The organism is Labrys neptuniae (assembly GCF_040797145.1).
Taxonomy (GTDB): Bacteria; Pseudomonadota; Alphaproteobacteria; order Rhizobiales; family Labraceae; genus Labrys; species Labrys neptuniae.
Map to the genome: position 1 here is coordinate 61,390 of NZ_JBFNQD010000019.1, position 25,653 is coordinate 87,042.

Here is a 25,653-nt window from a genome sequence, read left to right on the forward strand (position 1 = left end):
ATGGCCGACGGCGTGGAAGGGAGCACTGGCGAGGCGGGCAGCGAAGGGCAGGAGCGCGGGAGCAGGACCCTGGCGCTGACGCTGGGGCTGAACGATGCAATCATCGCGGCTTCTGCGACGCTTGCCAGAGATGCTGAGCAGGCGGTTGAAGTCGTAGAAATGGGCGCTAAAACGATGCCTGTTATCGGCGGTTTGGTGTCGGTGGTGTATGGATCGAGCGTCGGCTATCAAAATGAAGGTTTACCGGGGGCAATAAAAGGGGGAGTCTACGAAGGGACTGGTTTCGCGGTGGGATGGGCAACCGCTGAGGTTACGTTTGCAACTCTAGAGAGCATTCCGGTTTGGGGTGAATTACCGCCTGCTGTTGCTGTCAACGGTGTAATAGCGGCTGGCGCTGGTACTCTCAGTGGCATATTTGGCTGGCCAGCAATCTTCGACGCGTTGTCTCTGTCAGATGACGGTCTCTGGGACGGAGAGCCGGAATACAAGCCAGGGCAGGTTGCTGATGGGATTGATGAGTTTGGAAGACTTCACTACGTTGCTACTTACACTGCAATGAACGGCACTGACGGGAGGCCGAACTGGGGTCTGGACTCGCCCAGTGAGCGCCTCTCACCACTGTATTTGCAACCTAGTAATACCACTCAAGCAGTCGTCCCCTTCACCTTTGACCCGAATACGCCTTTGGGTTGGGCCGCCGACAATGGCGATTTCGCGGCCGCTGCTCAGCTCTGGGCGCCTAACTTTCCCTTGCCCGCTTCCTATTCCGGCGAGCCCAACACCATTGACCCTAACTCGCCGTACTCTACCCAATCCCCAGCCGACATGTGGGCGGACGCCGACAGGCTACTGACTTTAACAGGGGCCGATCCAAATACCTACTGGCACGGTGTCGATGCGGCTCAGGCGACGGAGGCCTTTCTTCAGGGTGAGGGACTACCTGGTGTCCACTTGGACCAGATCGCAGCGATTGGCGACCAGGTATTGAGCGATCTGCAGAGCTTTGAGCAGCCTACTTACCAACAACAAGTTGCAGCTTTCAATCAGGCGGCTTCGGCGCCGCTGCCGCTGCCTTCGCGTTTCCCCGATCAACCGCCTCTATTCAGCGGTCAGTTCGAATTCACACCTCTGCCTGGAGGCGGGCTGCTCTCCTATGGGATCCCGGAGGATTTCACCAATCCTGTCGGGCCGGGCGCTTTCTATGATGGCTCCTATGATGGCGGTTTCGGAGGCACCAATCCTTTTGGAGGCGGCAGTTCGCCCGGCTGGGGCGGTGGAAGCAGCCCGTTTGGCGGCAGTTCGTCGGGGTGGAGTTTCTCGGGTTATCCGGTCGTTCTGGATCTCAACGGCAAGGGTATCCATGTCACGCCACTGTCCTCATCGAATAAGTTCTTCGACATGGCCGGCGATGGCAAACAGCATCGCACGGCCTGGGCCGGAGCGGGCAATGGCGTGCTTGTCCTCGACCTCAACAACAGCGGTGTCATCGACCAGAAGAACGAGGTGGATTTCACCGCCTGGGATCCGACGGCCAAGACCGACATGCAGGCGCTGCTCGACGTCTTCGATACCAATCATGACGGTAAGCTCGACGCGGGCGATGCCGACTGGTCGAAGTTCAAGGTGATGGTCACCAATGCCGATGGCACGACCTCGCTCGAGACGCTGGCCGACCTCGGCATCACCTCGATCAATCTGACCACGGACAATCAGGAGATCGTGCTACCCGATGGTTCCAAGATCTCGGGCAAAACGACCTATACCAAGTCCGACGGCTCGACCGGCACGGCGGCGGATGCCTCCTTCGCTTATGACGCCAATGGCTATCTGGTGACCTCGACCACCAGCCATAATGACGATGGTTCGACCAGTATTGACGCCAAGGCGACCAACACGGATGGAAGCCTTGCCAGCGAGACAATCTCGACGGTGAGCTCCAATGGCACAAACAGAACCATAAAGTACGATGACAATGGCGACGGCGTCTTCGACCGCTCGCAGACCGACAACACAGTTACGAATGCAGATGGCTCCTCCACCGAAACGGTCGGCAATTATAATGCGGACAGTTCGCTTAAGGACCGGACGGTCACCACCACCAGCGCCGACAGGGGAACGGTGACGACGCAGATCGACGCGAATGGTGATGGCATTTGGGACCAGTCGCAGGTCAATGTCCGCAGTGGGGACGGCTCGAACACGGCCACCACGAAAAATCTGGCCGCCAATGGATCGGTGATCAATCAGACACAGGTCACGACCAGCGCTGATGGCTTGACCAAGACCACGAAGACCGATCATGCGGGCTCTGGCAGCTTCGATCAGATCAAGACGGACGTGACCGTCGTCAACGCCGACGGCAGTCGCACACAAACAGTAAGCTTGACCGGCAGCGATGGCACTTTGCTGTCTAGGAGCGTGACGAACACGACCGCCGATCACACGGTGTCGGTCGACGAGATCGACAGCACCGGGGATGGCACCTACGATACGATGGAAAAGACCATCCATTCGGTCAAAGCCGACGGTACGATCAGCACCTGGGTCGGCGACTACAATGCGGACGGCTCCGAGCGAAGCCTGCATTACTACGATGTCAGCGCGGATGGCCTGACCATCACGCAAGGGTTCGACAAGAATTCCGACGGTAATGCTGACGAAGTCCTGACCGATGCGACCACGATCGGCGCAGATGGCACACGCACGCGGATTGTGACCGATACGATCAACGGCAGCTTGGTCAGCCAAACCACGACGAAGACCGGAGCCAATGGCCAATTGATCGGCCGTTGGGTGACAGGCCCAGGATTCAGTCTGCCGACCTCGATGGATATCACGACTGGGGCAGACGGTAGTCGAACGCAGATCGTCGGGACTTACAGTGTGGATGGCAGCAAGACCATTGCCAGGACTCTCACGACGACCTCGGCAGACGGCCTGTCCAAGACTACCAAGACCGACGTTAATGCTGATGACACCTATGATGCCATCGCTACCGACGTTACCGTCAAGAATGCGGATGGTTCCAGCACCGAGACAGTGACCGACACCAGCGCCAACGGCACGTTGATCGACAAAGCTGTCATCACGACCTCGGCCAGTGGCCTGACCCAGACGAACCAGCAGGATCTCGACGGCAACGACACCATCGACCGGACCACGACGGATGCCATCGTACTCAACGCCGACGGCAGCCGCGCCGAGACCCTGTCGGTGACCAGCAATTCGGGGGCGCTACTATCCAAGACTGTGACTGTTGACAGCGCCAATCGGCTGACCTCGACAGTGAACATCGATAGCAATGGCGACGGCCATGTCGATCAGACGCAGGTCATCACCACCAACGCTGATGGCTCGACGACCAAGACTGTTTCGAACTTCGCGGCCAATGGCCTCCTCGTCGATAAAACACTGACGACAGTGAGCGCCAATGGCCTCGGCACAACGGTCCAAAGCGACGTCACGGGCGATGGGGTTTATGATGACTCGACCAGTGACGCCGTTGCGTTGAATGCGGACGGCTCGCAGACGGAGACCAAGGCAAGCTATAGCGGCAATGGCACTTTGCTGAACAAGCAGGTCGTCACCAAGAGCGGCAACGGGCTTTCTATCACCACGCAGACGGACGCCAATGGCGACGGCACCTTCGATGACAAGACCTCCGACATGGCGGTAATCAACGCCAACGGCTCGCGCACCGAGACGATCTCCAACTACAATGGCGCCGGTGCGGTACTTTTGGACCAAACTATCATCACCACAGCGGCCGATGGGCTGTCGAAGACCACCACACTAGACATCAACGGCGATGGCACAGTCGATCAGACTGTCAGCGACACCACGGTGCTCAATGCCAATGGCTCGACCCGGCGAACGGTCAATACGGTGAGTGCCAACGGGGCCGTGGTGAACCAGATCGTCACGGATACAAGTGCGTCCGGAAGTAGCGTCGAAAAATGGATTATTCCTTTCGACACCAATGCCGTTCGCACACACGAATACACCTCTGTTCACGCCGATGGCAGTGTTCAAGACGATGTCTGGACCTATACGGCAGACGGTTCAAAGGTCCTGTCGGATATTACGACGATCACCACGGCGGATGGTCTGTCCAAGACAGTGATCGCCAATGTCTCAGGTAACAATGCAGCCGACAGCAGAACCATAGCCTCCACGACATTGAATGCTGATGGCTCGAAGACTGTAACTGCCTCGAGCTACAACGGCGCCGGAACCATCCTGATCGGCAAGACGGTGACAACGACGAGTGCCAATGGTCTGTCGACAACCGTGCAGTCATACCTCGACAACCAAGTCTCGCCCTATTTGACGACGACGGATGTCAAAGCCCTTAATGCCGATGGCTCGACGACGGAGACGATCACGACGCTGAGCGGCGCCAATTTGGTGCAGACCGGCAAGACCGTGATCACTGTCAGTGTGGACGGTTCGACAGCCACAACGAAGACCTTTGTCGACGCCAATGGCGCGCCGCAATCGATCTCCAGCCAGGTGACGAATCCAGATGGATCGAAGACGACGACCCAGTCGACCTATAATGCTGCTGGTACCGTGTTGATTGGCAAGACGACAACAATCATCAGTGCTAACGGCCTGACGACGACGACAACCTCGGATTTGAACGGGGATGGCGTAACCGACACCACCCATGTTGTTGCCGATACTCTCAACGCTGACGGTTCGACGATCCAGACCACCTCGAACTATCAGGGATCGAGTGCTGCCGCAGCCAACGAAGTGAGCCAGACCGTCACGACCACGAGCGCTGACGGGCAGACCATCACCACCAAAATCGATGCCAATGGTGATGGCGTCATCGACTCGGTTGTCAGTAATCATACCATGTACAATGCAGATGGCTCGAAAACTGAGACACTTTCGACCTATAACGGGGCCGGCACGACTTTGATCGGCCGAGCAGTGACCACCACTTCGGGGAACGGCCTGTCGATAATCAAACAGAACGACGTGAATGGCGATGGCACCGTCGACCAGACGGTGAATGACGCGACAGTTCTGAACGCAGATGGTTCCAAGACCGAGACGGTGAGCACTCGCAATGCCGGCGGTCAATTGACCGGCCAGACCGTTTCCATCACCAGCGCCAACGGCCTAACCAAGACTGCCGAGACCGATGCGAACGGAGATGGCGGCTTCGACAAGATCGAGACCATCGCCAAAGCGGCAGATGGCTCGACAGTCGACACGGTATCAAATTATTCGCCGAACGGTTCCATCCTGCAATCGCGGACCGTGACTACTACATCAGGCAATGGACAAACCATCACTGTCCATGAGGACGCCAATGGTGATGGCGTGTTCGATGCTGAGCAGGCGACTGCCACTATCATCAACGCCGATGGCTCGACGACACAGACCGTGACCCGCCTCAACGGTGACGGATCGGCTCTGATCGACAAGACCGTGACGACGACCAGCGCCGATGGTTTGTCGAAGACGGTCGCCGTTTATCTTGGCAATGCGAGCGTAGCTGATCAATCGACGACCGATGTCACGACCGTGAATGCGGACGGATCCAAGACCGATACCGTGACCTCTACGGTTGGTTCCGATGCTACTCAGACGGACAAGGTCGTGACCGTAACCTCTGCAGACGGCCTGATCTCGACGGCTTCCGAGTATGCCAATGGCTCTGCAACGGCAACCAAGACCACGACGATAGCCAGGAATGGCGACGGATCAACGACGCAGACCGTCACTGCGCCTTCGCTCACTAGTGCCGGTGCGAATGCGACGTCGACGGTGATGACCACAACCAGTGCGAGCGGTCTTTCGAAAACGACCTGGACTAACCCGGTGCTCAACTCGAGCGGCGCGGTAACCAGCTATACCGAGAAGCAATCCGACGTCACGGTTCTTAATTCAGACGGCACCAAGACCGAGACGAAGGTCGACTACAATGCAAGCGGCGGGGTTGTCCAGCAGGAGGTCATCACGACCTCGGCGAATGGTATGATCGTCAACGATGTAATGACGGGCACCTATCCAAAGGCTTCGCGAGACGTCACGGTTCTCAATGCAGATGGCTCGAAAACCGAAACGATCACCGTCGGCACGAGCATTTCCGGAACTACCGTCAATGGTATCAAGGACGTCCAGACCAAGGTAACCAGCGCCAATGGTCTGAGCGAAACCGACACGGTGAAGATCGGCAGCGTGACCGATCGCATCACCACCACCACGACGAACCTCGATGGCAGCAAGGTTGAGACCGCGTCGTTTTACTCGACTGCTGGCGCATTGGTTAACAAGCAGGTCGTGACAACCAGCGCGGACGGCCTCTCCAAGACCATCCAGGAAGACAGCAAGGGGACGGGACATTTCGACAGCGTCGAGACCATCACGATAAAGGCAGATGGCAGCAAGACCGATGCGCTTTCCAACTACAGCCAAAGCGGGGCCCTAACGGAACAGGCGATTTCCACTGTCAGCGCGGACGGGCTCACCAAGACGCTCACGGTCGACAACAACGGGGACAGCATAGTCGATGTTCTTAGAAAGGATGTCGTGACTCTTAACGGGGACGCCAGCCGAACCGATACGATTTCCAGCTTTTCAGGCGATGGAACGGTACTGTTCAGCAAAACGACGGTTCAGACCAGTGCCGACGGCTTGTCCAAAACAACCCAGGTTGATCTCGATGGCAATGGCGAGGTGGATGAGACGACGACGGATGTGACGGTCGTCAACACCGATGGCTCGACGGCCCGCACTGTGACCACGACTTATGCAGATGGCACCAAAAAAAGCGGCGAGCTCATTTCCACGAGTGCCGATGGATACGTCACGACCAAACAGGAAGACCATAATGGTGACGGGACCTTTGACGAGACGGTGACATCGACGCGCAAGCTTGACGGCTCGGTCATGGAGGTGGATACAGCCACTATCAATGGTACTGCACATACTAGGACGAATGTTACGAGTGCCGACGGACGGGTGACGACCTATAGCGGCACTGCACTGGACGATGGTGGCAGCTCCACATCTTACCTGGACAGTAACGGTTCTTATCTACTTCAGAGCGGTTTGCTTCCTGCGGGATTCAACGCCGATAATCCTCATAGCAGTACCTGGGCTTATGCAAATCATAACCTCGATGGGAATGGCGTCGATAGTATCACGGAAGTGGATTGGTACAGTCCGGTACGATCGACGAACCAGTACTATCAGTCAATTTATCCGGTACTCGATTCTTCTTTAGAAGAAATCTACCTTTCTGAGCAATCGAGGATAAAAGATACGTCCTCTGATGAGGATCTTAGTCGCTCGGAAAAGACACGATTGCCGAGCTTCATGGCAAACGGTGTATTCAACGATGGCTCGGCTTCCGTCGTTAATACCGCCGGCGCAACGGTGACTGCGATCGAGCAATATTACCAATACTCCTATGCCCGCAACGCTTCGCTCGCCGAAATGACGAGCTGGCTTGGTCAGCTTAAAGCAGGAACGATCACGCTCGGCGGAATCGAGGTGGCCATCGCCAACAGTGCTGAACATATCGTCGACGGTAACGGTCATGCAGAGAACTACAATGCCAGCGGACAGAAGGTCTCATACGTAACGGATAAGGCGGTAGCCGGCACCATCGTGCAGCGCTTGTTCGACACCATCTTCGATCGCGACCCCACAGCGAGTGAATTGACGACCTACGTCAACGCCATCGCCGCTGGGACAAGCACGGAAAAACAGGTCGCGGATGCCATTCTTTCGCTCCCGGAATTTGCGCAACGATACGGTACGTTGTCGGATGCTGACTTCCTGAGCCAGGTATTTGCAAACACGATTGGACGCCTGCCATCGTCGACGGAGTCTACCTTCTGGCTGGCCGAACTGAGTGCTGGCGTGGTCACACGCTCCGACGTAGTCATGACGTTGGCAGATAGCGCCGAGCATCTTCAAGCGGGTGACCTTCACGGCACCGCAACCTTGGATATCACCGGAACCGGTGTGTCGGTAAAACTCGGCAACGCCAAGATCACGACGGAACCAGGCTCGTCGGGCACGATTACTGGCTCCGGCGACAACGTGACTATGAATTCTGTGAGCACGCTTTCCGTTGTCGGAAACACCAATGTGGTCGCGGTCGGTTCGGGTTCAACGTTGACAATAACAGGGACATCCGAGACCATTAATGCCACCAATGCCAACATTGTGTTTGGAAATTCGAGTTTCGGCACCATTTCTGGCGGAGGCAACGCCGTTACTCTCGGAGCGTCGGATAATATATCAATTGCTGGGGCAAATAATGTACTGACCGTCAAGGGGTCTAGTGATACGATTTCTGTCTCCAATTCGACGGTGAATGTTCAAAACAGCATTTCTGTTTCCGTGACAGGAAACGGTGACACGATCAATCTGGCGACATCCGATACCTTAACAGCTTCTGGATCTGACCTCACTGTCGACGTTGCTGGCACAGCCAACAAGGTGAATGTATCGAATGCCAGCATCATCATCGAGAACGGAGCGGTAGCTACCGTTACAGGCACTAATGACTCGGTGAAGATCAAGGGGAATGGCCAGGTAACCGTATCGAGCGCGACCGACATTGTCGATGTCATCGGTGCCTCGGCCAAGGTCACGGTCACGGGCGGCGGTGGCCAGATCACTCTGGAAGATGGCGCCTCTGCGACGGTGGTCAACAACGCCAATATGGTCACGCTCAACGACAACACCAGCCTGACGGCGAGTGGTACCGGTGACATTGTTAACGTGACGGGCGCGGGCAATACCATCACTGGCTCGTCCGAGACGATCAATGTTGCGTCGGGCGCCGGTACAACGGTGACGGGGGCGGCCAATACCGTGAACGTCACTGGCAATGGCATGGTGGCAACCACGGGCAACACCAACACGGTGACGACTACGGGCAGCGGCGCGACTGTGGCGATGACCGGAGCGAGCGGCGGCAAGGCGACGATGAGCAATGGTACGCTCAATCTCGGCAGCAGTACGGCCGTCAGTGTCACGGGCTCGGGTAATGCCATCAAGTTGACCGGCAGCGATACGTTAACCGGTTCGGCTACGGGCGGTGTGCTCGATGTTATCGGTACGGGCAACGCTGCGACGCTGTCCTCGGCGGTAGTAACGGTCGAGTCCGGTGCCGTGCTCACCCTGACCGGTACGAGCGACACGGTGACTTTGTTGGGTAACGCGGCGCAGGTAACGGTTTCGAGCGCCACCGACACCATGGACGTCATAGGCACCGCTGCCAAGGTTACGGTGACGGGCGGCAATGGCGTTGTCACACTGGAAAACGGCGCCTCGGCGACGGTTGCCGGCAACACCAATGCGGTTACGCTCACCAGCAATACGAGCCTGACGGCAAGCGGCACCGGTAACATCATAGCGGTGAACGGCACCGGCAATGTCATCAGCGGAGCATCTGAAACGATCAACATTGCTGCGGGCGCCAGCGCCACCGTGACGGGGGCGACCAATACAGTGGGCATCGCCGGAAACGGCTCGCTCAACATCTCCGGCAACACCGCCCATGTGACCGCCACCGGATCAGGTGGATCCGTCACCTTCAGCAGTGGCGCCGGCGGAACAGCTGCCATATCCGACGGCACCGTCAATATCGGCAATGCGATCTCCGTTTCGGTGACAGGTTCGAACAATACGATCAATTTCGGGCATGGAGGTGCCGTTACCGTATCCGGCTCCAACGAAACCTTCGTGTTCAAGCCAAGCTTCGGCCTCGATACCGTGACGGGATATCAGGCGTCCGGTATCGGCGCTGATCAAATCAATATCGACCACTCGGTGTTCGCGGATTGGGCAACGTTGTTGTCCCATACCGCGCAATCGGGCAGCGATGTAATCATCACGGCCGATGCCAGCGACAAGATCACGCTGAAGAACACGACAGTTGCCAGCCTGGATCAGAACAACTTCCACTTCACTTGAGAAGTGCTCCCGGTCGGGCACGCCATGGCAATCCGACCGAGTTTGTTGTCAAAGCGGGAAGGGGGCTTTCTCCTTCCTGCTCTTCCTCCCCCACTTCAGATCATTGCTCATGTCTCGCGATTTCAGTCAGCACTTTTGGTCCGTTTTTCGTGAAGCATCCTCCCAGACCGGCCCAGCGCCGAGTGCTGGAGAACAGTCCTCCGTCTGGAATGCTGCTGCCTATGGCCGCACTGCAGGCGTCGGCGATCACGGCACGCATTTCGTCTACGAACCTGCGCGCGGCAGCTCTGGCGCCTCACCTTGGTTTGGCGAAGCGCGCGCCCAGCCTGCCTCGACACCGGCGTCCGAAGCCCTTCACAGCTTCTTCGACGGCTGGATCAACACGCTGGCCTCCTGGACGCAGTCTGGCTCGGCCACGATCGGTCCGCACCACGATCCCTTCCAAGGCGGGTTCCTGGCTTCCGGTGGCGGCAGCGAGCCCACCCATGGCGGCTGGGGTTCCTCTTCCCGATAGGCGCGCCGGCCTGCGGCGTTTTCGTTCCTTCTCTCCTGAGTCTTCATGGACCAAGCTTCCGCTCCTGCCGCCCCGACCGAGCCGCTCGATTCCGGCCTGAGGGCCCTATGCGGCATCGCCGCCTTTTTCCGTATCGCCGCCGACCCCAAGCACTTGGCTGGGGAACTGGCCCTGACTGGGCGCATGGCCGGCGAACGCGACCTCGTGCGTGCTGCCACGATGATCGGCCTTAAAGCCCGTGTCGTGGGTCGGCTCACGCCCAAGCGCCTGGAGACCATTCCGGTGCCGGCGATCGTGCGGGTGGCCGACGGCTCCTTCCAGGTCTTTGGCGGCAAGAATCCCAGCGGCAAGTTCCGTCTGGTCGATCCCATCACCCGCATCGACCGCGAACTATCTTTGGAAGCCGTCCTTGCCGAGATCGGCGGTCAGGTCGTTCTGATCGGCCGGCGCCTGCGCGGGGCGGGCTCGGATCCGCGCTCCTTCGGCCTTGGCTGGTTCCTGCCCTCGCTCTGGCGCTACAGGAAGCCGCTCGCCCATGTCCTGCTGGCTTCGCTCTTCGTACAGATCTTTGCCCTGGTGACGCCGCTGTTCTTCCAGGTCGTGGTCGACAAGGTCCTCTCCCACAAGGGCTATTCCACCCTGTTCGTGCTGGTCGCCGGCATCGCCATCATCGGCCTGTTCGACGTGGTGCTACAATATCTGCGCAGCTACGCCCTTTCCCACACCACCAACCGCATCGATGTCGAGCTCGGCCAAAAACTCTTCGGCCATCTCCTGCGCCTGCCCCTGGGCTACTTCGAGACACGTTCGGCCGGCCAGACCGTCGCCCGGGTGCGTGAGCTGGAGACCATCCGCAACTTCCTGACCGGTCAGGGCCTGTTCTCGGCCATCGACCTTGTCTTCACCATCGTTTTCATCGCGGTGCTCTGGGCCTATTCGTGGAAGCTCACCCTCATCGTCATCGGCTCGATCCCGCTCTACATCCTGATCGCCGTGGCGGTGCGGCCGTCGCTCCGCAAGATGATCGAGGAGAAGTTCAACCGCGGCGCCATCTCCCAGCAATTCCTGGTCGAGGCGGTGGTCGGCATCCAGACCGTCAAGGCCGGGGCGGTCGAGCCGGTGATGCACGCCCAATGGTCCGAACGCCTGGCCGCCTATGTCAGGACCTCCTTCGACGCCACCATGCTGGCCGCCGGTGGCCAGAACGCCATCCAATATGTCTCCAAGTTCTCGACCGCTCTTCTACTGCTGTTCGGAGCCAAGGCGGTGATCGATGGCGAGCTCTCGGTCGGCGCTCTCGTCGCCTTCAACATGATCGCCGGCCAGGTGACGCAGCCGGTGCTGCGCCTGTCCCAGATCTGGCAGGACTTCCAGCAGGTCAAGATCTCCATGGATCGGCTCGGCGACATTCTCAACACGCCGATGGAGCGCTCGCCCCAGACCAGCCTGGTGCTGCCGCCGCCGCGCGGCCTGATCGAACTGAGGAACGTCACCTTCCGCTACCGGCCGGGTTCGCCCGAAGTGCTCAAATCGGTCTCGCTCTCCGTGCAGCCCGGCGAGGTCATCGGCATCGTCGGCGCCTCGGGCTCCGGCAAGTCGACCCTGACCAAGCTGATCCAGCGCCTCTATACGCCGGAGGAGGGACAGGTCCTGCTCGATGGCGCCGATCTCTCCCAGGTCGATCCGGCCTGGCTGCGCAGCCAGATCGGTGTGGTGCTGCAGGAGAACCTCCTGTTCAACCGCTCCATCCACGACAACATCGCCTTCGCCAATCCGGCTTTGCCGCGCGCCAATGTCATCGCCATTGCAAGGCTTGCCGGGGCGGACGAGTTCATCGCCAAGCTGCCGGCCGGCTATGACACCATCATCGAGGAGCGCGGCGCCAATCTCTCCGGCGGCCAGCGCCAACGTATTGCCATTGCAAGAGCCCTGGCCACCAATCCGCCGATCCTGATCTTCGACGAGGCGACCTCGGCACTCGATTATGAGAGCGAGCGGGTGATCCAGACCAATATGCGCCAGATCGTCCAGGGGCGCACGGTCATCATCATCGCCCATCGCCTCGCCGCTGTCCGGCCCTGCAACCGTATCGTCGGCATGGCGGACGGCCGCATCGTCGAGATCGGAAGCCATGCCGAGCTGCTGGCCAGACCCGACGGTGTCTATGCCAGGCTGTGGGCCCTGCAGAACGACAGGATGGAGGCGGCCGAATGAACGCGCAGTCTCCACCGCCCAATGCGGGCCAACCGATCCCCAGGCCACCCAAACGCCTCAAGCCGCGCCGCTCCGACCAGGAGTTCCTGGCGCCGGCCCTCGAGATCCTGGAGACACCGCCCTCGCCGGTGCGCATGGCCCTGATCGTGATCATCTGCGCCTTCGTGGTGGTCTCCCTGGTCTGGTCCTACTTCGGGCGCATCGACATCATCGCGGTGGCGCAGGGCAAGTTCGAGCCGACCGGCAAAGTCAAGATCATCCAGCCCCTGGAGGCGGGTAAGGTCAAAACCCTGCCACCCACCGATGGCAACCATGTCAAACAGGGTGACGTGGTTCTCCAACTCGACGCCACCGAGGAACTGGCGGATGAAGCTGGCTTTCGGCGCGACCTTGCCTCCTATGAAGCGGAAGCTCAGCGTCGACGTGTCGCGATCGACACCGCGCGAACTCGCAAGCTGACACCGCGGCCGACCATCCAATGGGAGGCGAGTGTGCCTGACCTGTTGCGTCGGCGCGAGCAGAACATCCTTGATAGTGATCTCAGTCAGCTTGCCTCGGGGATCTCATCCCTGGAGGCCCAGCGTCAGGAGAAGCTGATCATGCGTGATCGCTATGCCCAGACGATCGAGACGCAGAAATCGCTGATATCGACACTGCAGGATCGCGTCACCATGCGCTCGACGGCTGCCGCCAAACAGGCCGATACCAAGGCCGGTGTGATCGATGCCACCGAGACCTTGAAATATCAGGTCACCCAGCTTGCCATCCAGCAGGGCCAGCTTGCCGATGCCGAGGCAGGGGGAGCAGTGCTCGAGCGTGAGATCGACAAGACGCTGGAAGCATTCATCTCCGACAATGCCGTCAAACTCGGGGACGCCGAGCGTCAGATCGACGACCTCACGCAGAAACTGGCCAAGGCGATAGCCGAGCGCGAACGAAAGACAATTCTCGCGCCGATCTCCGGCACGATACAGGCGTCGGTGATCACCAATATCGGCCAGGTCGTCACCGTGGGACAGGAAGTGATGCGGATCGTGCCGGACGACTCCAAGCTTCAGCTTCAGGTCTATGTGCTCAACACCGACATTGGCTTCGTCAGATCGGGGCAGGAGGCGGTGGTGAAGATCCAGTCCTTCCCCTTTACCCGCTACGGCACCATCAATGCCAAGGTGAGCCAGGTCGCCACTGATGCCATTCCTGAGCCGGATGCTTCCCAGCTTGAAGGCAATCCGGCCGCACAGATCGCCAAGTCGACCTTCGCCGGCGCCGAGCGTACCCAGAACTTGGTGTTCCCTGTTACGCTCACACCCGACCGCGAGGTGATGGACGCCGATGGCCATCGCGTTGCCCTCACGCCAGGCATGGCCGCTACCGTCGAGATCAAGACCGATAGCCGCAGGATCCTCGAATATGTGTTCTCGCCCCTGGTCGAGGTCGCGAGCGAGGCTTTGAAGGAGAGGTAGGCGACATCGGCTGATGGAGCCTGCCTCGACCAGCACACCTATGAAAATAAAAGATACTCTGGAGTGACTGAATGAAAATGGTCCTGGTTATAGCTGTGGCTGTTATAGGCTCGCTGCTCTCAAACCCTGCCTTGGCGGGAAACAAGAAGTTCAACCATAAAAAGCCGTACAATGCCGGACTTCCGGCCAGGATGGCCGATCCCGCATTGCCATCGCCAGTGTCAAAATGGAGCGTTGATGATGAAAGCGGCCCACCAAAGAGCTTCAATTCTGGGACAGGGAACGGAGGCATTCGCCTAGGAAATGATCCGAATTTTGGTCGTACCAGGCAATATGATTACAGGCTGAATCGCAATTAAGGACGGTATCTGGAGATTGGGGCAATGGACGCAGCCGTACTATGATTTACCCTTTCGCGTCCCTTCCTCGATCCCGTTCAGAAAGCTCTGAGACGTGCAGTTTGTCCTCAAGAGAGTTGCTATCCTCATTGTCTCGATCGCGCTCGTGCCGGCCTTGTCCTGGCTCATCGTTCACGCGCAGAAATCGAGGCCGTCCGATTTCGCTTTCTTCGATAGCACTATCTATTTGACCCTTCTTCTGGGGGCTATGGCGATTGTTCTTTCACTGGTCGTGCCGTTCGCCGTGGGACGCAACAGGAATGCGCTTGCCAGCCTGTTCGGCCCAACCGTGCGTATCGTGACTTTGGCTGTCGGCCTTGCCGTCATCTTGCAGGGTATCTTGGTGGCGGCGACGATTATTCGGGCGGAAACGCAAACACTCGGCAGTGTTCACTTCAACCTGGTCCTGATCCTTGGCGGAGGCGGGATACTGGTCGGCATCGCCGTACTGATGGCTTCGCTGGCTTTCCTCAAGCGCCCACCCATGCCAGTGCTGGGCCACACTTTGGTTCGCGAGGAGGAACCCTCTTTCTTCACTTTCCTGGATGGACTGGCAGGGCGTCTGAGTGCTTCTCCGCCGGATCATGTCGTGGTTGGGTTGGAGCCGACATTCTATGTCACCTCGGAACCGGTAAGTCTGGCAGGCAACGACAAAATCCTCCACGGTGAAACGCTCTATCTCTCCCTTCCTCTTTGCCGCGTGCTGAGGAAAGAGGTGCTCGCTGCTGTTATCGGTCATGAGCTTGGACATTTTATCGGCAAGGATACTGCCTATTCCCGCAAATTCGCGCCGGCCTTTGTTCGGCTCGGCCGCACATTGACAGCCTCGCAGACCGCCACGGGATGGAGTGCTCTCTATTCCATCCCTGTCCAGGCAATACTCGGCCTTTGCCTGTATGAGTTCTCGAAAGCCGCAAGCCGGATCGGTCGTGAGCGCGAGTTCGAGGCCGACATTGTCGGGGCACGTGCCGCCAGTCCCACAGACCTCGGCACGTCCTTGTTGAAGGTCGGTCTCTATTCTCGACTATGGGGCGAGGTGTTGGGCAACACCGTTTCGCTTCTGAACAAAGGACGCGCCTATACAAATCTATCTGACTTTTTCCAACATTGCTGCCTGAACGCATTTTCGGGATCAAAGGAACAACTTCTTGCGGTTGCGCTTGACGAGGGGGCGATCAGCCATCCCGTCGATACTCATCCACCAACATCCGCCCGGCTTGATCGCATGGGCGTGAGGCAAGACATGATTTCCACCGAGATCCTGGCTCCTGACGGGGAGGATCGATCCATCACCTTGTTTCATAGGGCGAATGCCTACGAGGAAGGACTATCCACATTGCAACAGCAATGGCTTGTGGCCGCAGGGCATGCGCGACCGCCAGAAGAAGCCACTCCTCGATCTCGCTGAATGCTGGCAATAATATCAGCTCCTCAGGCCCTCGTGGTCCAGTCTGACGGGTTCTCTCCAAACTCGGGTCGCTTCTCGGCGAAAATCAAGAGTGGGCACCTTTATTCTTCCTCCGAAAAGGCCTTCGGCAGCGCCGTGAGTTCCTCGCATTTGACGACATTGACGATCTCCGCTCTCGTATCCAGCCACTTCACCGCCCAGAAGCGGACATAGCGCGGCAGCCGGGTGTAGATGCCGGTAGCTTCGAAGGTGCATTTCATGCCGTAAGGCGATTGCGAGTCGATCTTGGCGGCGGCGAGGTCGGGGCGGGTAGCGTCGTGGTAGAACCAGAAATAGAAATTGGAATCGATGTCGAAACGGATCGGCACGATGGCGCCATCCGGCTCGATCTGCTTGCCGAGCACGGTAAAGATCTCGTCGCGCGGGGCGATGACCTGGCCCGGCCCGCTCGGATGCACGAAGCTCTGATTGATGAAGACGCCGGCATTGGGCACATAGATGCCGCGATAGGTCTCCCAGGTGCCATAGTAGTAGAGAGCGCCAAGCAGAAGCGGCATTACCGTCAGCAAGATCGCCAGCTTGACCAGATTGGCAAGGCCGCGCCAAGGCGCCAGGTAATAATGGCCCGTCTCATCCTTGCGGAAGGCTAGCCAATGCAGGCAAGTTAGGCCGAGGCGGATCAGCCGCGGCACGAGCCAGAGCGCGGCGCGGGCGAAGCCGTGCACCAGCGGATCGAGAGCCGTCCAGCCGTAATGGAGCCCGGCGCGGATGGTCGCAATCGCCTGACGTGCCAAAGTGAACAGGCGCACGGCGAAGGGTTTTTGCGACTCCGGCCGGCGTTCCTCCCGTTTGGCACGGCCGGAAAGATCGTAGGCGGCAGGCTCGGCATCACGCAGGGCCTGGCGTCGGGCTTCCTCCAGCGCCAGAGAGCGTTCGAGATCGTTCATCATCGCCTCCTCAGGCGGTAAGGGCCTGTCCATCGATGCGGACAACGGCACTGGAAAACTGCAGGATTAGGGGCTTCAGCTCGTCCTCGTCGCCACCGGTATTGGCGACCTGGCTGTGCAGCAGCCGTTCGGTGACGAGGGGGCGCAGGACATTCTTGCTGAGCTGGCGAATGGAGCGCCCGCCCTGGCTCGGATTGAAGAAAGCCGCCACAATGGCTTTCAGTGTTTCGGTGCTTTCCGGGCACACCTCATAGCCGCGCCCTGCAATGCCGCGATTGATGTCGCTCAGCTCCTTGTCGAGGATCAGCTCGGCGATAGCCGTCGTCACGTCGTCGAATAGCTCGACATCATCGATGCGGCCGACGAATTCGGGCAGGAACAACGGCTTGCCGCTCTTCGGATTCTCGACCGCCGCCAGGCGTGCGCGTACCTTTTCGTCGCCACGATCTTCGCCGTCGGCAAAATCGGATTGCTTGAGCACGTTGGACGCGAAGACGAGGATGCAGTCCTTGAAGGAGACCGGCAGGTTCTGGCTGTCGGGCATCACGCCCTTGTCCATCACCTGCATCAAGGTGCGCTGCAGATCGGGATGGGCTTTTTCGATCTCGTCGAAGAAGACGATGCTGCGCGGCTTTTCTCTCACCGCGTCGGGCAGCGTCACCACCTGGCCGAAGCCGACAAGACCCGGCGCGGCGCCGAGCAGGCGCGAGACGGAGGAGGCATCGGTGTAAAGGCTCATATTGTAGGTGATCGGGGATGACCCGTCATAGGCGGCCAGCTTTTCGACGAGCTCCGTCTTGCCGCAACCAGGCGCGCCGGTGAGGAAAAGTACGCCGGCCGGGCGGGTTGGATCGCTGGTACCGGCCTCGCGGGTACGGTAGATATTGGCGATGGCGCGCTTGGCATGGTCCTGGCCGTAGACGGTCTGGCCGAGCACTTCCTCGACACGCAGCAGCCGCTCGGCATCATCGGTCGAGACGGACTTGGCTGAAACGCCGGTGATCTTGCTGAATCGCTCCTGCACATCCGCTACGGTCACATGCGGCGTCTCGGCATAGACGCCCTGTTCCAGTTCGGCGAGGCTGGCTCGCAGTGTCTTCTCGGCCTTGAGATAAACGTCGCGTTTGTGCATTTCCTCGACAGTCAAGGGGGCGGGCGCCGGCTCGCCTTCAGCGTGCTGGTCCTTCCAGGCCGCATAGGCCTCATAACGCTCCTGCAAGGGCGCCAGGGCTTTGCCGGCCTCCAAGAGGTCGCTGCGCAAAGCCAGGACAGGGCCGAACTTGCCTTCCCAGGCCTTGAGCTGCGGCTCGATCACCACCCTGGCTGATGTGATTGCCGTCCTGATGGCATCGAGCCTGCGGGCACTCGGTCGCACCGACATCCGCAGCGTCTCTGCCTCGGCGATGAGCTTGACCAGTGCCATTTCCTGCTCGAGCAACGGCAGTGGTTTGCCATATTTGGCGATGTTGACGCTGGCGGCGAGCTGATCGAGGAACTCGATCACCCTGGTGGGATTGCGGCCCTTCAGCCTGCCCTCATAGCGTTGGTCGAGGCGCATGACCTCATTGATGACGTCATCACCGATGATGACGAGGTGCCTCGCCTCCAGGCGTGGCAACATCTGGCGCAGGATAGCGCGCGTCTCCTCCGCGCCGCGCTCGTGCACGGTGAGCTCCTTGAAATGGCGGGCGAAGGCGGTGCTGGTCTGCTCGATCAGGCCGTGATTGTGGTCCTGCGCGCTGGCGATCGCACAGACACGTTCGTTTCCCAAGGCATCGATCAACGTGGACATCAGCCGTCGTGCCCGCTCCGGGCCGCAATTGGCGAGGAGATCATCGAGACGATCCAGCACGATGAGGCTGTTCTTGCGGGCAAGGTAATCCATGGCCGCGTCGAACTCGCGCACCTGGTCTACGACCGACAGCTTGAAGAATTCGTGCAGGTGGAAGCAAAAGCAATGTTTCGATACGAGCGAAGGTGCGGCTTCGCCAAGCGCTATCTTGTTGAGCAGCGACAGGATCAGCATGGATTTGCCGACCCCCTCGGGGCCACGAATGTAGACGCTGTTGGTCAGCGAAGAGGCGAGGATCTCCTGGGCTTCGATCAACTCGTGGATGAACCCCACGATGCGCGGGATCGCTTCGCTCTCGGGCTCGCCGTCAGCCGGCTGTCCGAAGAAAGCGGGCAGGCGCTTGCGATATTCATAGAAGTCGATCTCCCGCAGGAATTTGAAGCCGTTGACGGCGCGGGTGGGGATGGCTTTGTGCAGGGACATGGGGGAGTTCCGAAAAGCTGGAAGACAAAGGTGCCGGCTCCCTCTCCACCAGGCGGAAGAGGGACGGGGGAAATTGGTCGCAGCGGGGCGCTGTCATTCAGCGGCGGGACGCAGCCTTCGCGAAGGCCTTCAGCCCTTCTTCACCGAGAGATTGCTGATCTCGCCGACCACCTTGCGCATGGTGCCGGTGGCAGCTTCGAGATTGGCGGTGGCGCTGCGCAACTCGTCCTGCTTGGCGGCACGCTCCATGCCTTCGTCGACGCTCACCTCCAGGGCCTTGGCGATGATCTCGGCGCTGGTGTTGAGACGGGTGATGGTGGAGTCGAGCAGCGCCATCTCCTTGGTGTGCATCTCGCCCTGGCGCTCGATCATGCCGTTGAGCGTGCCCTGCTTGATCTGCTCGGCCGCGCGCGAGAATTCAGTAATGGCGGCCTGCGTCTCGTCGGTCTGGTCGGCGACGAGATTGTGCAAGACACCTTCGAGATTGCCCGCCACCGTGTTGAGCGTGTCGCGGCCGAGAATGGCGATCGACTTCTTGGTACCCTGCACGATCTTGCGCTGGCCGTCAGTCTCGGTCAGGCGCTCCTCGTTCCGGGCCAGGGTGATGCCCATCTCGATGATGGTGTCGTTGAGCTTGTTCTGATAGTCGATCACTTCGCCGACCTCGGCGTGCAGGGTGATCACCGCCGTCTCCTTATTCGCGATATCGATGATGCTGGCGGCCATGCCGTCGGCAGGCGCCTTACTCAGGCCGAGCGCGGCCTCGGCCTCCACAGTTTGGGTCTCCAGCACTTCCTTGTGCGCGTTGGTGCCGGACGAGGCATCCTGCAGGCCCGATTTCAGCACGGTTAGGCCGATCTGCTTATCGGCGACGCGATGGGCGATCTTCTCGACCTCGTTCTCGCTGAACTGGGCGCGACCGATCAACTGCAACACGGCCTTTTGGGCGCCCTGGATAGTGGCGATGCCGCGATTGCCGGAGGAGATCAGTCGGTCGGTGAGGTTGTCGTCGACCTCATTGATGCTGCGCAGGATGCGCAGCGGTCCTTCGTCCAGATCGGCACGGCGCTGCGCCTGGCAGCAGGCGATGCGATCTGCGATCTCCGCCAGGTCGCGCTGCTGCTGGCTGTACAGGCTTTCGGCCGCGAGCACGCGGTCGTTTAGGGTGGTATCAGCCTTGAACAGATGCATGAGCCGATAGGAAAGCGTGGTTTGAGCCCGGCTCTTCTCGGCGATGCGCTGGTCGAGCACGGCCTTGCGTTCAGCGAGCGACTGATCGGCCTCGGCCTTCTTCTTGGCGAGATAAGCAAGGTCCTTGACCAGGGCTTCGTTACGGGCCAGGGCCTCCGACATCTGCTTGACCGTTTCGCCGGTTATGCGCGAACGGCGCAGCACCTCGATGAGTTGGCGCGAGACAGCGACGTCATCGAGCATGCCCTTGAGGTCGCGTAATATATTGGCGATCTCGACCTTGGAATTGTCCTGAAGCTGGGCGATCAGTCGCCTCACATTCTCAAGCGATTCATCCATCTCCTCGCTCTGGATGTAGGTGTAGTAGGCTTGGAACAGCTGGAAGTTCCGCCGGAGCTGTTCCAGCGGTTGCTTGCCGGCGTCAAGGGCCGCGCTGATCGCGGCGATCTTCTCTTCCTGCGTGGTTTCACTGTCACCGATGATCTGGTGAAAGGGGTTGTGCACGATGTCGAGGCTTGCTGCTGTTTGCACGGAGATGTCGACGGTCTCGATCTCCTGAGACGAGGCTATGGCCGACTCGGCCTTGGCCTGGCGCTGCGTTGCTGCAGCCGGCAACACGGTCTGGTCGGCCATTTGGCTGGCGCGAGCTGCGGTGGCGGCGAGGCGCTCGGCAAGGCTCTGGGTGGTGTCGGAGCTGGTCATCGGAAATTCCTTTTCAGGCATGGCTCCGCCGGCGCCGGGCGTCCTTGGCCGCGGCGATGGGAGCAATTCGGGTTTCGGGAAAGAGGCCGGCATTCGCGCTCTCTTGAAAGAGAGCGCGGGCGCTCAGGGATCGAGACGCGGCAGCCTGCCCGCGCGATAGCGCTCGGCGGCCTGCCTGCGATCCTCGTCGTGGGAGAGCAGCCATGCCGCGGCCTTGCGATCGATCTCGGCTTGGCGGCTGATCAGATCGGGTTTCAGCGAAAAACTCGCGGTGAGTGCACGCAGGACATCGCATTCGAGGGCACGGGCCCGGTGGGTCCAGTGCCGCCTCAGAAAATAAGCAATGAGGCTGTCGACATGCTCCTTTGTTCTGCTATGGGCGTCGTTGAAATAGACCAGAGTCACGATACGTGCCCGTGGCCTGAACCAAAGCTTGCGCATGGTAGGGGTCTTTTTTGGGGATCTCTCTTCGTCCAGGCTGCCGGTTGGGGCAGGCGTCTGGACGTGCAGCAGCGGCTGCAGCGGTTGTTCAAAACACCACTTTTCAGCAAAACCGCCTTGGCGGCTGAATACTAGAGCAAAGCGTGTTCAAGCATTAAAACTTGTCTGCTCTGGCTTCTTGTTGGGACGCGCCTTTTGTGACTCGACGTGCTTCTGTCAAATCACAAAGTGCCTAAGTGAAGGATTTGCCGAGAAGAAGTCGAGCATCTCCAATTGTGCGCGCTAAAGAATGTGCGGCACGATTCTAGAGGGTATTCGAATTTGTCTGGGAAAATATGCGCGCCGGCCTGTTGGCTGCGACGATTGTCTTCGATGGAACGTGGCGATGGGCCTTTGTTGTTATGTCCCGTCAATTGAAGATTTTGTAATTATAGGCCGACTGCAGCGCTTTACCCTGAGTAATTCTGTCGCAGGTGTTCGATTTTGAAGCCGAGCATGATCGCCGCGGCGGCGGCGCCAGCCGGTAGCCATGCGACTCCCTCACAGATGCTGACACGCTCAAGCTTTGGCTTCAGCCTTGGCGAGGTATTCGCCCGACCGTCGCAAGGCCCCGACAACCGCACGGTGATCCACCAAGTCAAGCAAGACATTCCTTACGCAGAACAGCGGCTCCACGGCAGGTGCCACACCGCAATTCCCTTCGACACCCATCCACCGATGTCAGCGCGGCTCAATCTCATGGGGAGCTGCACATGATTTCCGCCGATATCCTGGCTCCCGACGTGGACGATCGCTCCATCACCTTCTTTCAAAAGGAAAATGCCTATGAGGAAGGGCTGTCCACGTTGTAATAGTAGTGATTTGTCGCTGCACAGCATGCACGACCACCAGAGGAGCACGCTCCCTGGTCTCGCCGAATGTGGGCAATTATTGGAAATAGGGGCGCTTCAACCAAGGGCGTATTTCGCAAATTCCTACCAGAGATTTTGCGAGCTGCTGCCCGTTCCTTGCGACGACAGCTTACTGATTTCTTGAGAAGTCGAATATCTATAGGCAAATTTGCGATCAACGGAAACTAAGGGCCTCGCATCGGATTGATCGTGTGAATCATGAGAATTTGGCTCCGATCAGATCTTCCAGATTGATGGCGGTCACGCCGCCTTCCACGAATGTCTTAAGCCCGGGTACCAATGCGCGGACCACATGCACGCCTTCGACTGGACATGGCAGGTCGAAGAAAAAAACGTCACGATATCCGGCTTTTGCCAACTGAGAGACCAGGAAGTTTAGCGCTTCCGGAGGCGAGAAATTTGTAGGAAGCGTATGTCGGGCTGCTAATTGCCCTAACGTCTCTCCGCGATCGGGCCTGGACGGCAAGGCCAGATCCAAATTCTCATATTGCGAGATGTCCAGATCGTCGCGAGAACCGGAAATGTTCGTCAGGCGCGATTGAACAGCCTCCAATAGGGCGGCCAGCGCCGCCTCCGCCGCGTCGAGCCGACAGGCATCACCGCCTGAGAACCTTATGCCAGCCCCATCTCTGTCGCACACCGGCCGCACGATCATCGCGCTGACGATGGGGATGCCGATTTTGCTGGTCTTGTCGAAAAAATGCGGCTCCAAACCTGCGTTGCGTACCTTAGTGACCGCTTCATCCAAACCCGGATGGACGCCAGGCTGCCATATCAACGGGCGAGAAAGCCCTTTTAAATGACCGAGCCCGTCAGAGAGTGTCGTCCCGTCTCGTTCGATCAATTCGAGCAGGGCGGAGAGGGCGGCCGAGGCGTAATCGAACCCCGCGCCCAAACCGTCGGAGCTGACGTGGAAAGTCTCGTAGTCCCACGGGAAATCATCCCGCATATCCAACCCGACGAGTTCGTAAGGCGCGTAAACGGCCCTATTCGTTCCATGCGAAACCCCACGTACCCAGGCGCGGGGGCGACGCGGATCGAACTCAGAGAAATGACATCGCACCAGGGACCGCAGCGGCACGGCAAGAAGCTCCCGCTTCGCCAGTTCAGCCGGCGTTCCGAACTCTGCAATCAGGGGGCGGGTCTGCTCGGCAACCGCCCCTTCGATGGCCTCCATGATAGCCGTCAGCCGGGCCCTCTCGTGGTTGAGCCCTTTGCCCTGGCTGACTGACAGGCAACGAGAATTCGGCCGCGCGGCGAACCAGACGGGGATGCCAATAATGTCGAGGTCAGTAAGATCCCCGACGCGCGAGATGCCAAAGGGGGCGAGTGGGGGAAAGTCCGGCGAAACAGAATTCATCGCAGTGAGATTGCTTGCAATGGCCGGACTCCCATCAGAACCTACCGGCGCCCCTTAATAGGGGCACAATCGCTGTCAAAAATGATAGCGATCATCCGGCTCAGCATTTGTTATCATCGCTGCCACTATCATTGAGGATGGCATCAAACAAAGTGCTTTCCTCGCCTTTGGCGCCATTAATAAGGTGACACAGCGCCGACTTAATTTGCTTGTTGTGCTGTTTCCCAGCCTGCAACGATACCGTGGAGATATTCGTCTTAAAGACAAACTCGACATCGCTAATATCAGCGCCGGTCTCGATAAGCGATTCAATGCCAGCGATCTTGTCGCTATCAATGGCGCGCCCTTGGCCTTCAGCAGCGTTGTGATCTGCGATTACGCGCCACAACAACGCGCCTATCTTGGCATAACCGTCCCCACCCAGACTTTTGCCGTATCTACTAATCTCTTCGTCAGAAATTTGGACAACTCGAAGCGGTTTAAGTTTTATAATCAAGATACCAACGCCACGGTCTCCGATAACGTACAGGCGTTCTTTCTTACCAGTTTTCCGAACCATCTCGCTCTCCTAGGCAGTTATCTCTCTCAAGTGGATGTTTAGCTGGCGTTTATGACGCATAACGCCTTGTTAATTTAGGCCTGCAACTCGAAGACCCTCAGCAACCAACATACGGTCTTCTATTTTTCGATCAGGTGCAAGATTAACGATATCGGAAATTGTTACTCCCGGATACATTTCTCGTATCCTTGCACCGTATTTCCGTGCAATGTCTTTATTGCCAAGTAATCCATGCGATATCGCTAAAGCTCTCAACACAGGCTCGTCCGAACTCATGCGTCCGCATAACTCAATGGCACCGCGATAGTCATGACGACGTATCGCTATTGTCGCGCCGCTCCACCAATAATAGTCAGGTGGAAAAGGATTCAGATCCAGTGCCATTTGAAAACGCTTCCAACCCGCTTCGGCATCGCCGAGGTGCGACAGGGCATCCGCATGCGATAGCAGTAAATCTGCTGAATGCGGATTAAGGACCTCCGCTTCCAAGAACTTGCTGCTGGCTGTGTCGAAGTCGCGCTGGTTCAATGAAACCACAGCCGCCATTCGATATCCTGCCCCATCGCCAGGATCGATCGAGATCGCAGCATCAGCCTCCAGGCGGGCTTGATGAAGAAGAGCTGGGTCATTGGCCCCCAGCATCAACCATTCCTGATAGAGCGTCTGCGCATTCGCGCTTCGCGCGGGTGCAAAATACCGATCGATATCCGCTGCTCTTCGAAATTCTCGGCGCGCACGCCGCAATTTCGGCAGATCGCAATCTTGCAGCAGCAGCTTGCCTTCGAGATAGTGCCGATACGCATGAGGCCGAGGGTCGGCCCGCATGCGCTTGAGTTGATCCTGCTCGATCTCGGTCGCTAGCGTCACCGCGATCTGCCGAGAGATTAACTTGAAAGCTGTCGGCAAGTCGCTCCCACCGATCCGAAATTCGGCAGCCCAGAGGATCTCGCGGCCGGGGTACAGTTCCAGGCGCAGAGCAAGGCTCGGGTCACCGGGGACCATAAAGCTGCTGACCAAATATCTGTTGCGCAGCGCATCGAGGCGTTCCGGTTCGCGTAGGTCCACGGCGCCAAAACTGCTATGAGGGGCGACCACTGCGAACGTGCGATAACGCGACAGGTCATTGGCGACCTCCTCGACCAGCACCCGAGCAAGCGGATCGCACTCCTCGCCCATTGTCGGATTAGGAGGCAACAGGGCCACGCGTGGCAGTTTCGCCAGAGTGCGAACAATGACAGGTGGCCTGCTGCCGGTTTCGTGGACATCGAGATAAGGTGTTTGACGGAACTGGAGAGTGGGAATGCAACGAAGGAAAT

Annotated in this window: 12 protein-coding genes and 1 pseudogene; 6 read left to right on the forward strand and 7 right to left on the reverse strand. The window is 58.8% G+C overall.

The window, feature by feature from the left end; all coding sequences use genetic code 11:
* From ABXS05_RS30620 to ABXS05_RS30645, 6 genes are all read left to right on the forward strand, one after another.
* Positions 1-9,954 (forward strand): beta strand repeat-containing protein, encoded by a 9,954-nt coding sequence (locus ABXS05_RS30620; RefSeq protein WP_367626508.1) that lies wholly within the window; start codon positions 1-3, stop codon positions 9,952-9,954.
* A 109-nt stretch (positions 9,955-10,063) separates the two neighbouring features.
* Positions 10,064-10,468: a hypothetical protein gene (locus ABXS05_RS30625; RefSeq protein WP_367626509.1), complete on the forward strand. Its 405-nt coding sequence runs from the start codon at positions 10,064-10,066 to the stop codon at positions 10,466-10,468.
* 45 nt (positions 10,469-10,513) lie between these two features.
* Positions 10,514-12,682: a type I secretion system permease/ATPase gene (locus ABXS05_RS30630; RefSeq protein ID WP_367626510.1), complete on the forward strand. Its 2,169-nt coding sequence runs from the start codon at positions 10,514-10,516 to the stop codon at positions 12,680-12,682.
* Complete coding sequence (locus ABXS05_RS30635) at positions 12,679-14,145, forward strand: HlyD family type I secretion periplasmic adaptor subunit (RefSeq protein WP_367626511.1); 1,467 nt, start codon at positions 12,679-12,681, stop codon at positions 14,143-14,145. Before ABXS05_RS30630 ends, ABXS05_RS30635 begins: the two co-directional genes overlap by 4 nt.
* Positions 14,146-14,216: 71 nt before the next feature.
* Positions 14,217-14,504, forward strand: a complete 288-nt coding sequence (locus tag ABXS05_RS30640; RefSeq protein WP_367626512.1) for a hypothetical protein — start codon at positions 14,217-14,219, stop codon at positions 14,502-14,504.
* 94 nt (positions 14,505-14,598) lie between these two features.
* Entirely contained in the window at positions 14,599-15,951 is a 1,353-nt protein-coding gene (locus tag ABXS05_RS30645) for a M48 family metallopeptidase (RefSeq protein WP_367626513.1), read from the forward strand.
* 101 nt (positions 15,952-16,052) lie between these two features.
* On the opposite strand, the gene ABXS05_RS30650 is transcribed toward ABXS05_RS30645, so the two are convergent.
* The 7 genes and pseudogenes from ABXS05_RS30650 to ABXS05_RS30680 form a co-directional block, all read right to left on the reverse strand.
* Positions 16,053-16,898 carry a hypothetical protein gene (locus tag ABXS05_RS30650; RefSeq protein WP_367626514.1) on the reverse strand — a complete coding sequence of 282 codons (846 nt, stop codon included), beginning with the start codon at positions 16,896-16,898 and terminating at the stop codon, positions 16,053-16,055.
* A 10-nt stretch (positions 16,899-16,908) separates the two neighbouring features.
* Complete coding sequence (locus tag ABXS05_RS30655) at positions 16,909-19,173, reverse strand: AAA family ATPase (protein WP_367626515.1); 2,265 nt, start codon at positions 19,171-19,173, stop codon at positions 16,909-16,911.
* A gap of 129 nt (positions 19,174-19,302) precedes the next feature.
* A complete protein-coding gene (locus tag ABXS05_RS30660; RefSeq protein ID WP_367626516.1) occupies positions 19,303-21,066 on the reverse strand; it encodes a coiled-coil domain-containing protein in 1,764 nt (587 codons plus the stop codon).
* Positions 21,067-21,189: 123 nt separating this feature from the next.
* Positions 21,190-21,507: a hypothetical protein gene (locus ABXS05_RS30665; RefSeq protein WP_367626517.1), complete on the reverse strand. Its 318-nt coding sequence runs from the start codon at positions 21,505-21,507 to the stop codon at positions 21,190-21,192.
* Between the two features lie 1,107 nt (positions 21,508-22,614).
* A complete protein-coding gene (locus ABXS05_RS30670; RefSeq protein WP_367626518.1) occupies positions 22,615-23,778 on the reverse strand; it encodes a YcaO-like family protein in 1,164 nt (387 codons plus the stop codon).
* 100 nt (positions 23,779-23,878) lie between these two features.
* Positions 23,879-24,337 carry a hypothetical protein gene (locus tag ABXS05_RS30675; RefSeq protein WP_367626519.1) on the reverse strand — a complete coding sequence of 153 codons (459 nt, stop codon included), beginning with the start codon at positions 24,335-24,337 and terminating at the stop codon, positions 23,879-23,881.
* Between the two features lie 69 nt (positions 24,338-24,406).
* A pseudogene (locus tag ABXS05_RS30680) lies at positions 24,407-25,653 on the reverse strand (BTAD domain-containing putative transcriptional regulator); the annotation flags it as partial.

What these genes read in the sequence shown, in the direction of transcription:
- ABXS05_RS30620 (WP_367626508.1), top strand. Translation starts at nt 1, where the DNA reads ATGGCCGACGGCGTGGAAGGGAGCACTGGCGAGGCGGGCAGCGAAGGG.
- ABXS05_RS30625 (WP_367626509.1), top strand. Translation starts at nt 10,064, where the DNA reads ATGTCTCGCGATTTCAGTCAGCACTTTTGGTCCGTTTTTCGTGAAGCA.
- ABXS05_RS30630 (WP_367626510.1), top strand. Translation starts at nt 10,514, where the DNA reads ATGGACCAAGCTTCCGCTCCTGCCGCCCCGACCGAGCCGCTCGATTCC.
- ABXS05_RS30635 (WP_367626511.1), top strand. Translation starts at nt 12,679, where the DNA reads ATGAACGCGCAGTCTCCACCGCCCAATGCGGGCCAACCGATCCCCAGG.
- ABXS05_RS30640 (WP_367626512.1), top strand. Translation starts at nt 14,217, where the DNA reads ATGAAAATGGTCCTGGTTATAGCTGTGGCTGTTATAGGCTCGCTGCTC.
- ABXS05_RS30650 (WP_367626514.1), bottom strand. Translation starts at nt 16,898, where the DNA reads ATGAACGATCTCGAACGCTCTCTGGCGCTGGAGGAAGCCCGACGCCAG.
- ABXS05_RS30655 (WP_367626515.1), bottom strand. Translation starts at nt 19,173, where the DNA reads ATGTCCCTGCACAAAGCCATCCCCACCCGCGCCGTCAACGGCTTCAAA.
- ABXS05_RS30660 (WP_367626516.1), bottom strand. Translation starts at nt 21,066, where the DNA reads ATGACCAGCTCCGACACCACCCAGAGCCTTGCCGAGCGCCTCGCCGCC.
- ABXS05_RS30665 (WP_367626517.1), bottom strand. Translation starts at nt 21,507, where the DNA reads ATGCGCAAGCTTTGGTTCAGGCCACGGGCACGTATCGTGACTCTGGTC.
- ABXS05_RS30670 (WP_367626518.1), bottom strand. Translation starts at nt 23,778, where the DNA reads ATGAATTCTGTTTCGCCGGACTTTCCCCCACTCGCCCCCTTTGGCATC.
- ABXS05_RS30675 (WP_367626519.1), bottom strand. Translation starts at nt 24,337, where the DNA reads ATGGTTCGGAAAACTGGTAAGAAAGAACGCCTGTACGTTATCGGAGAC.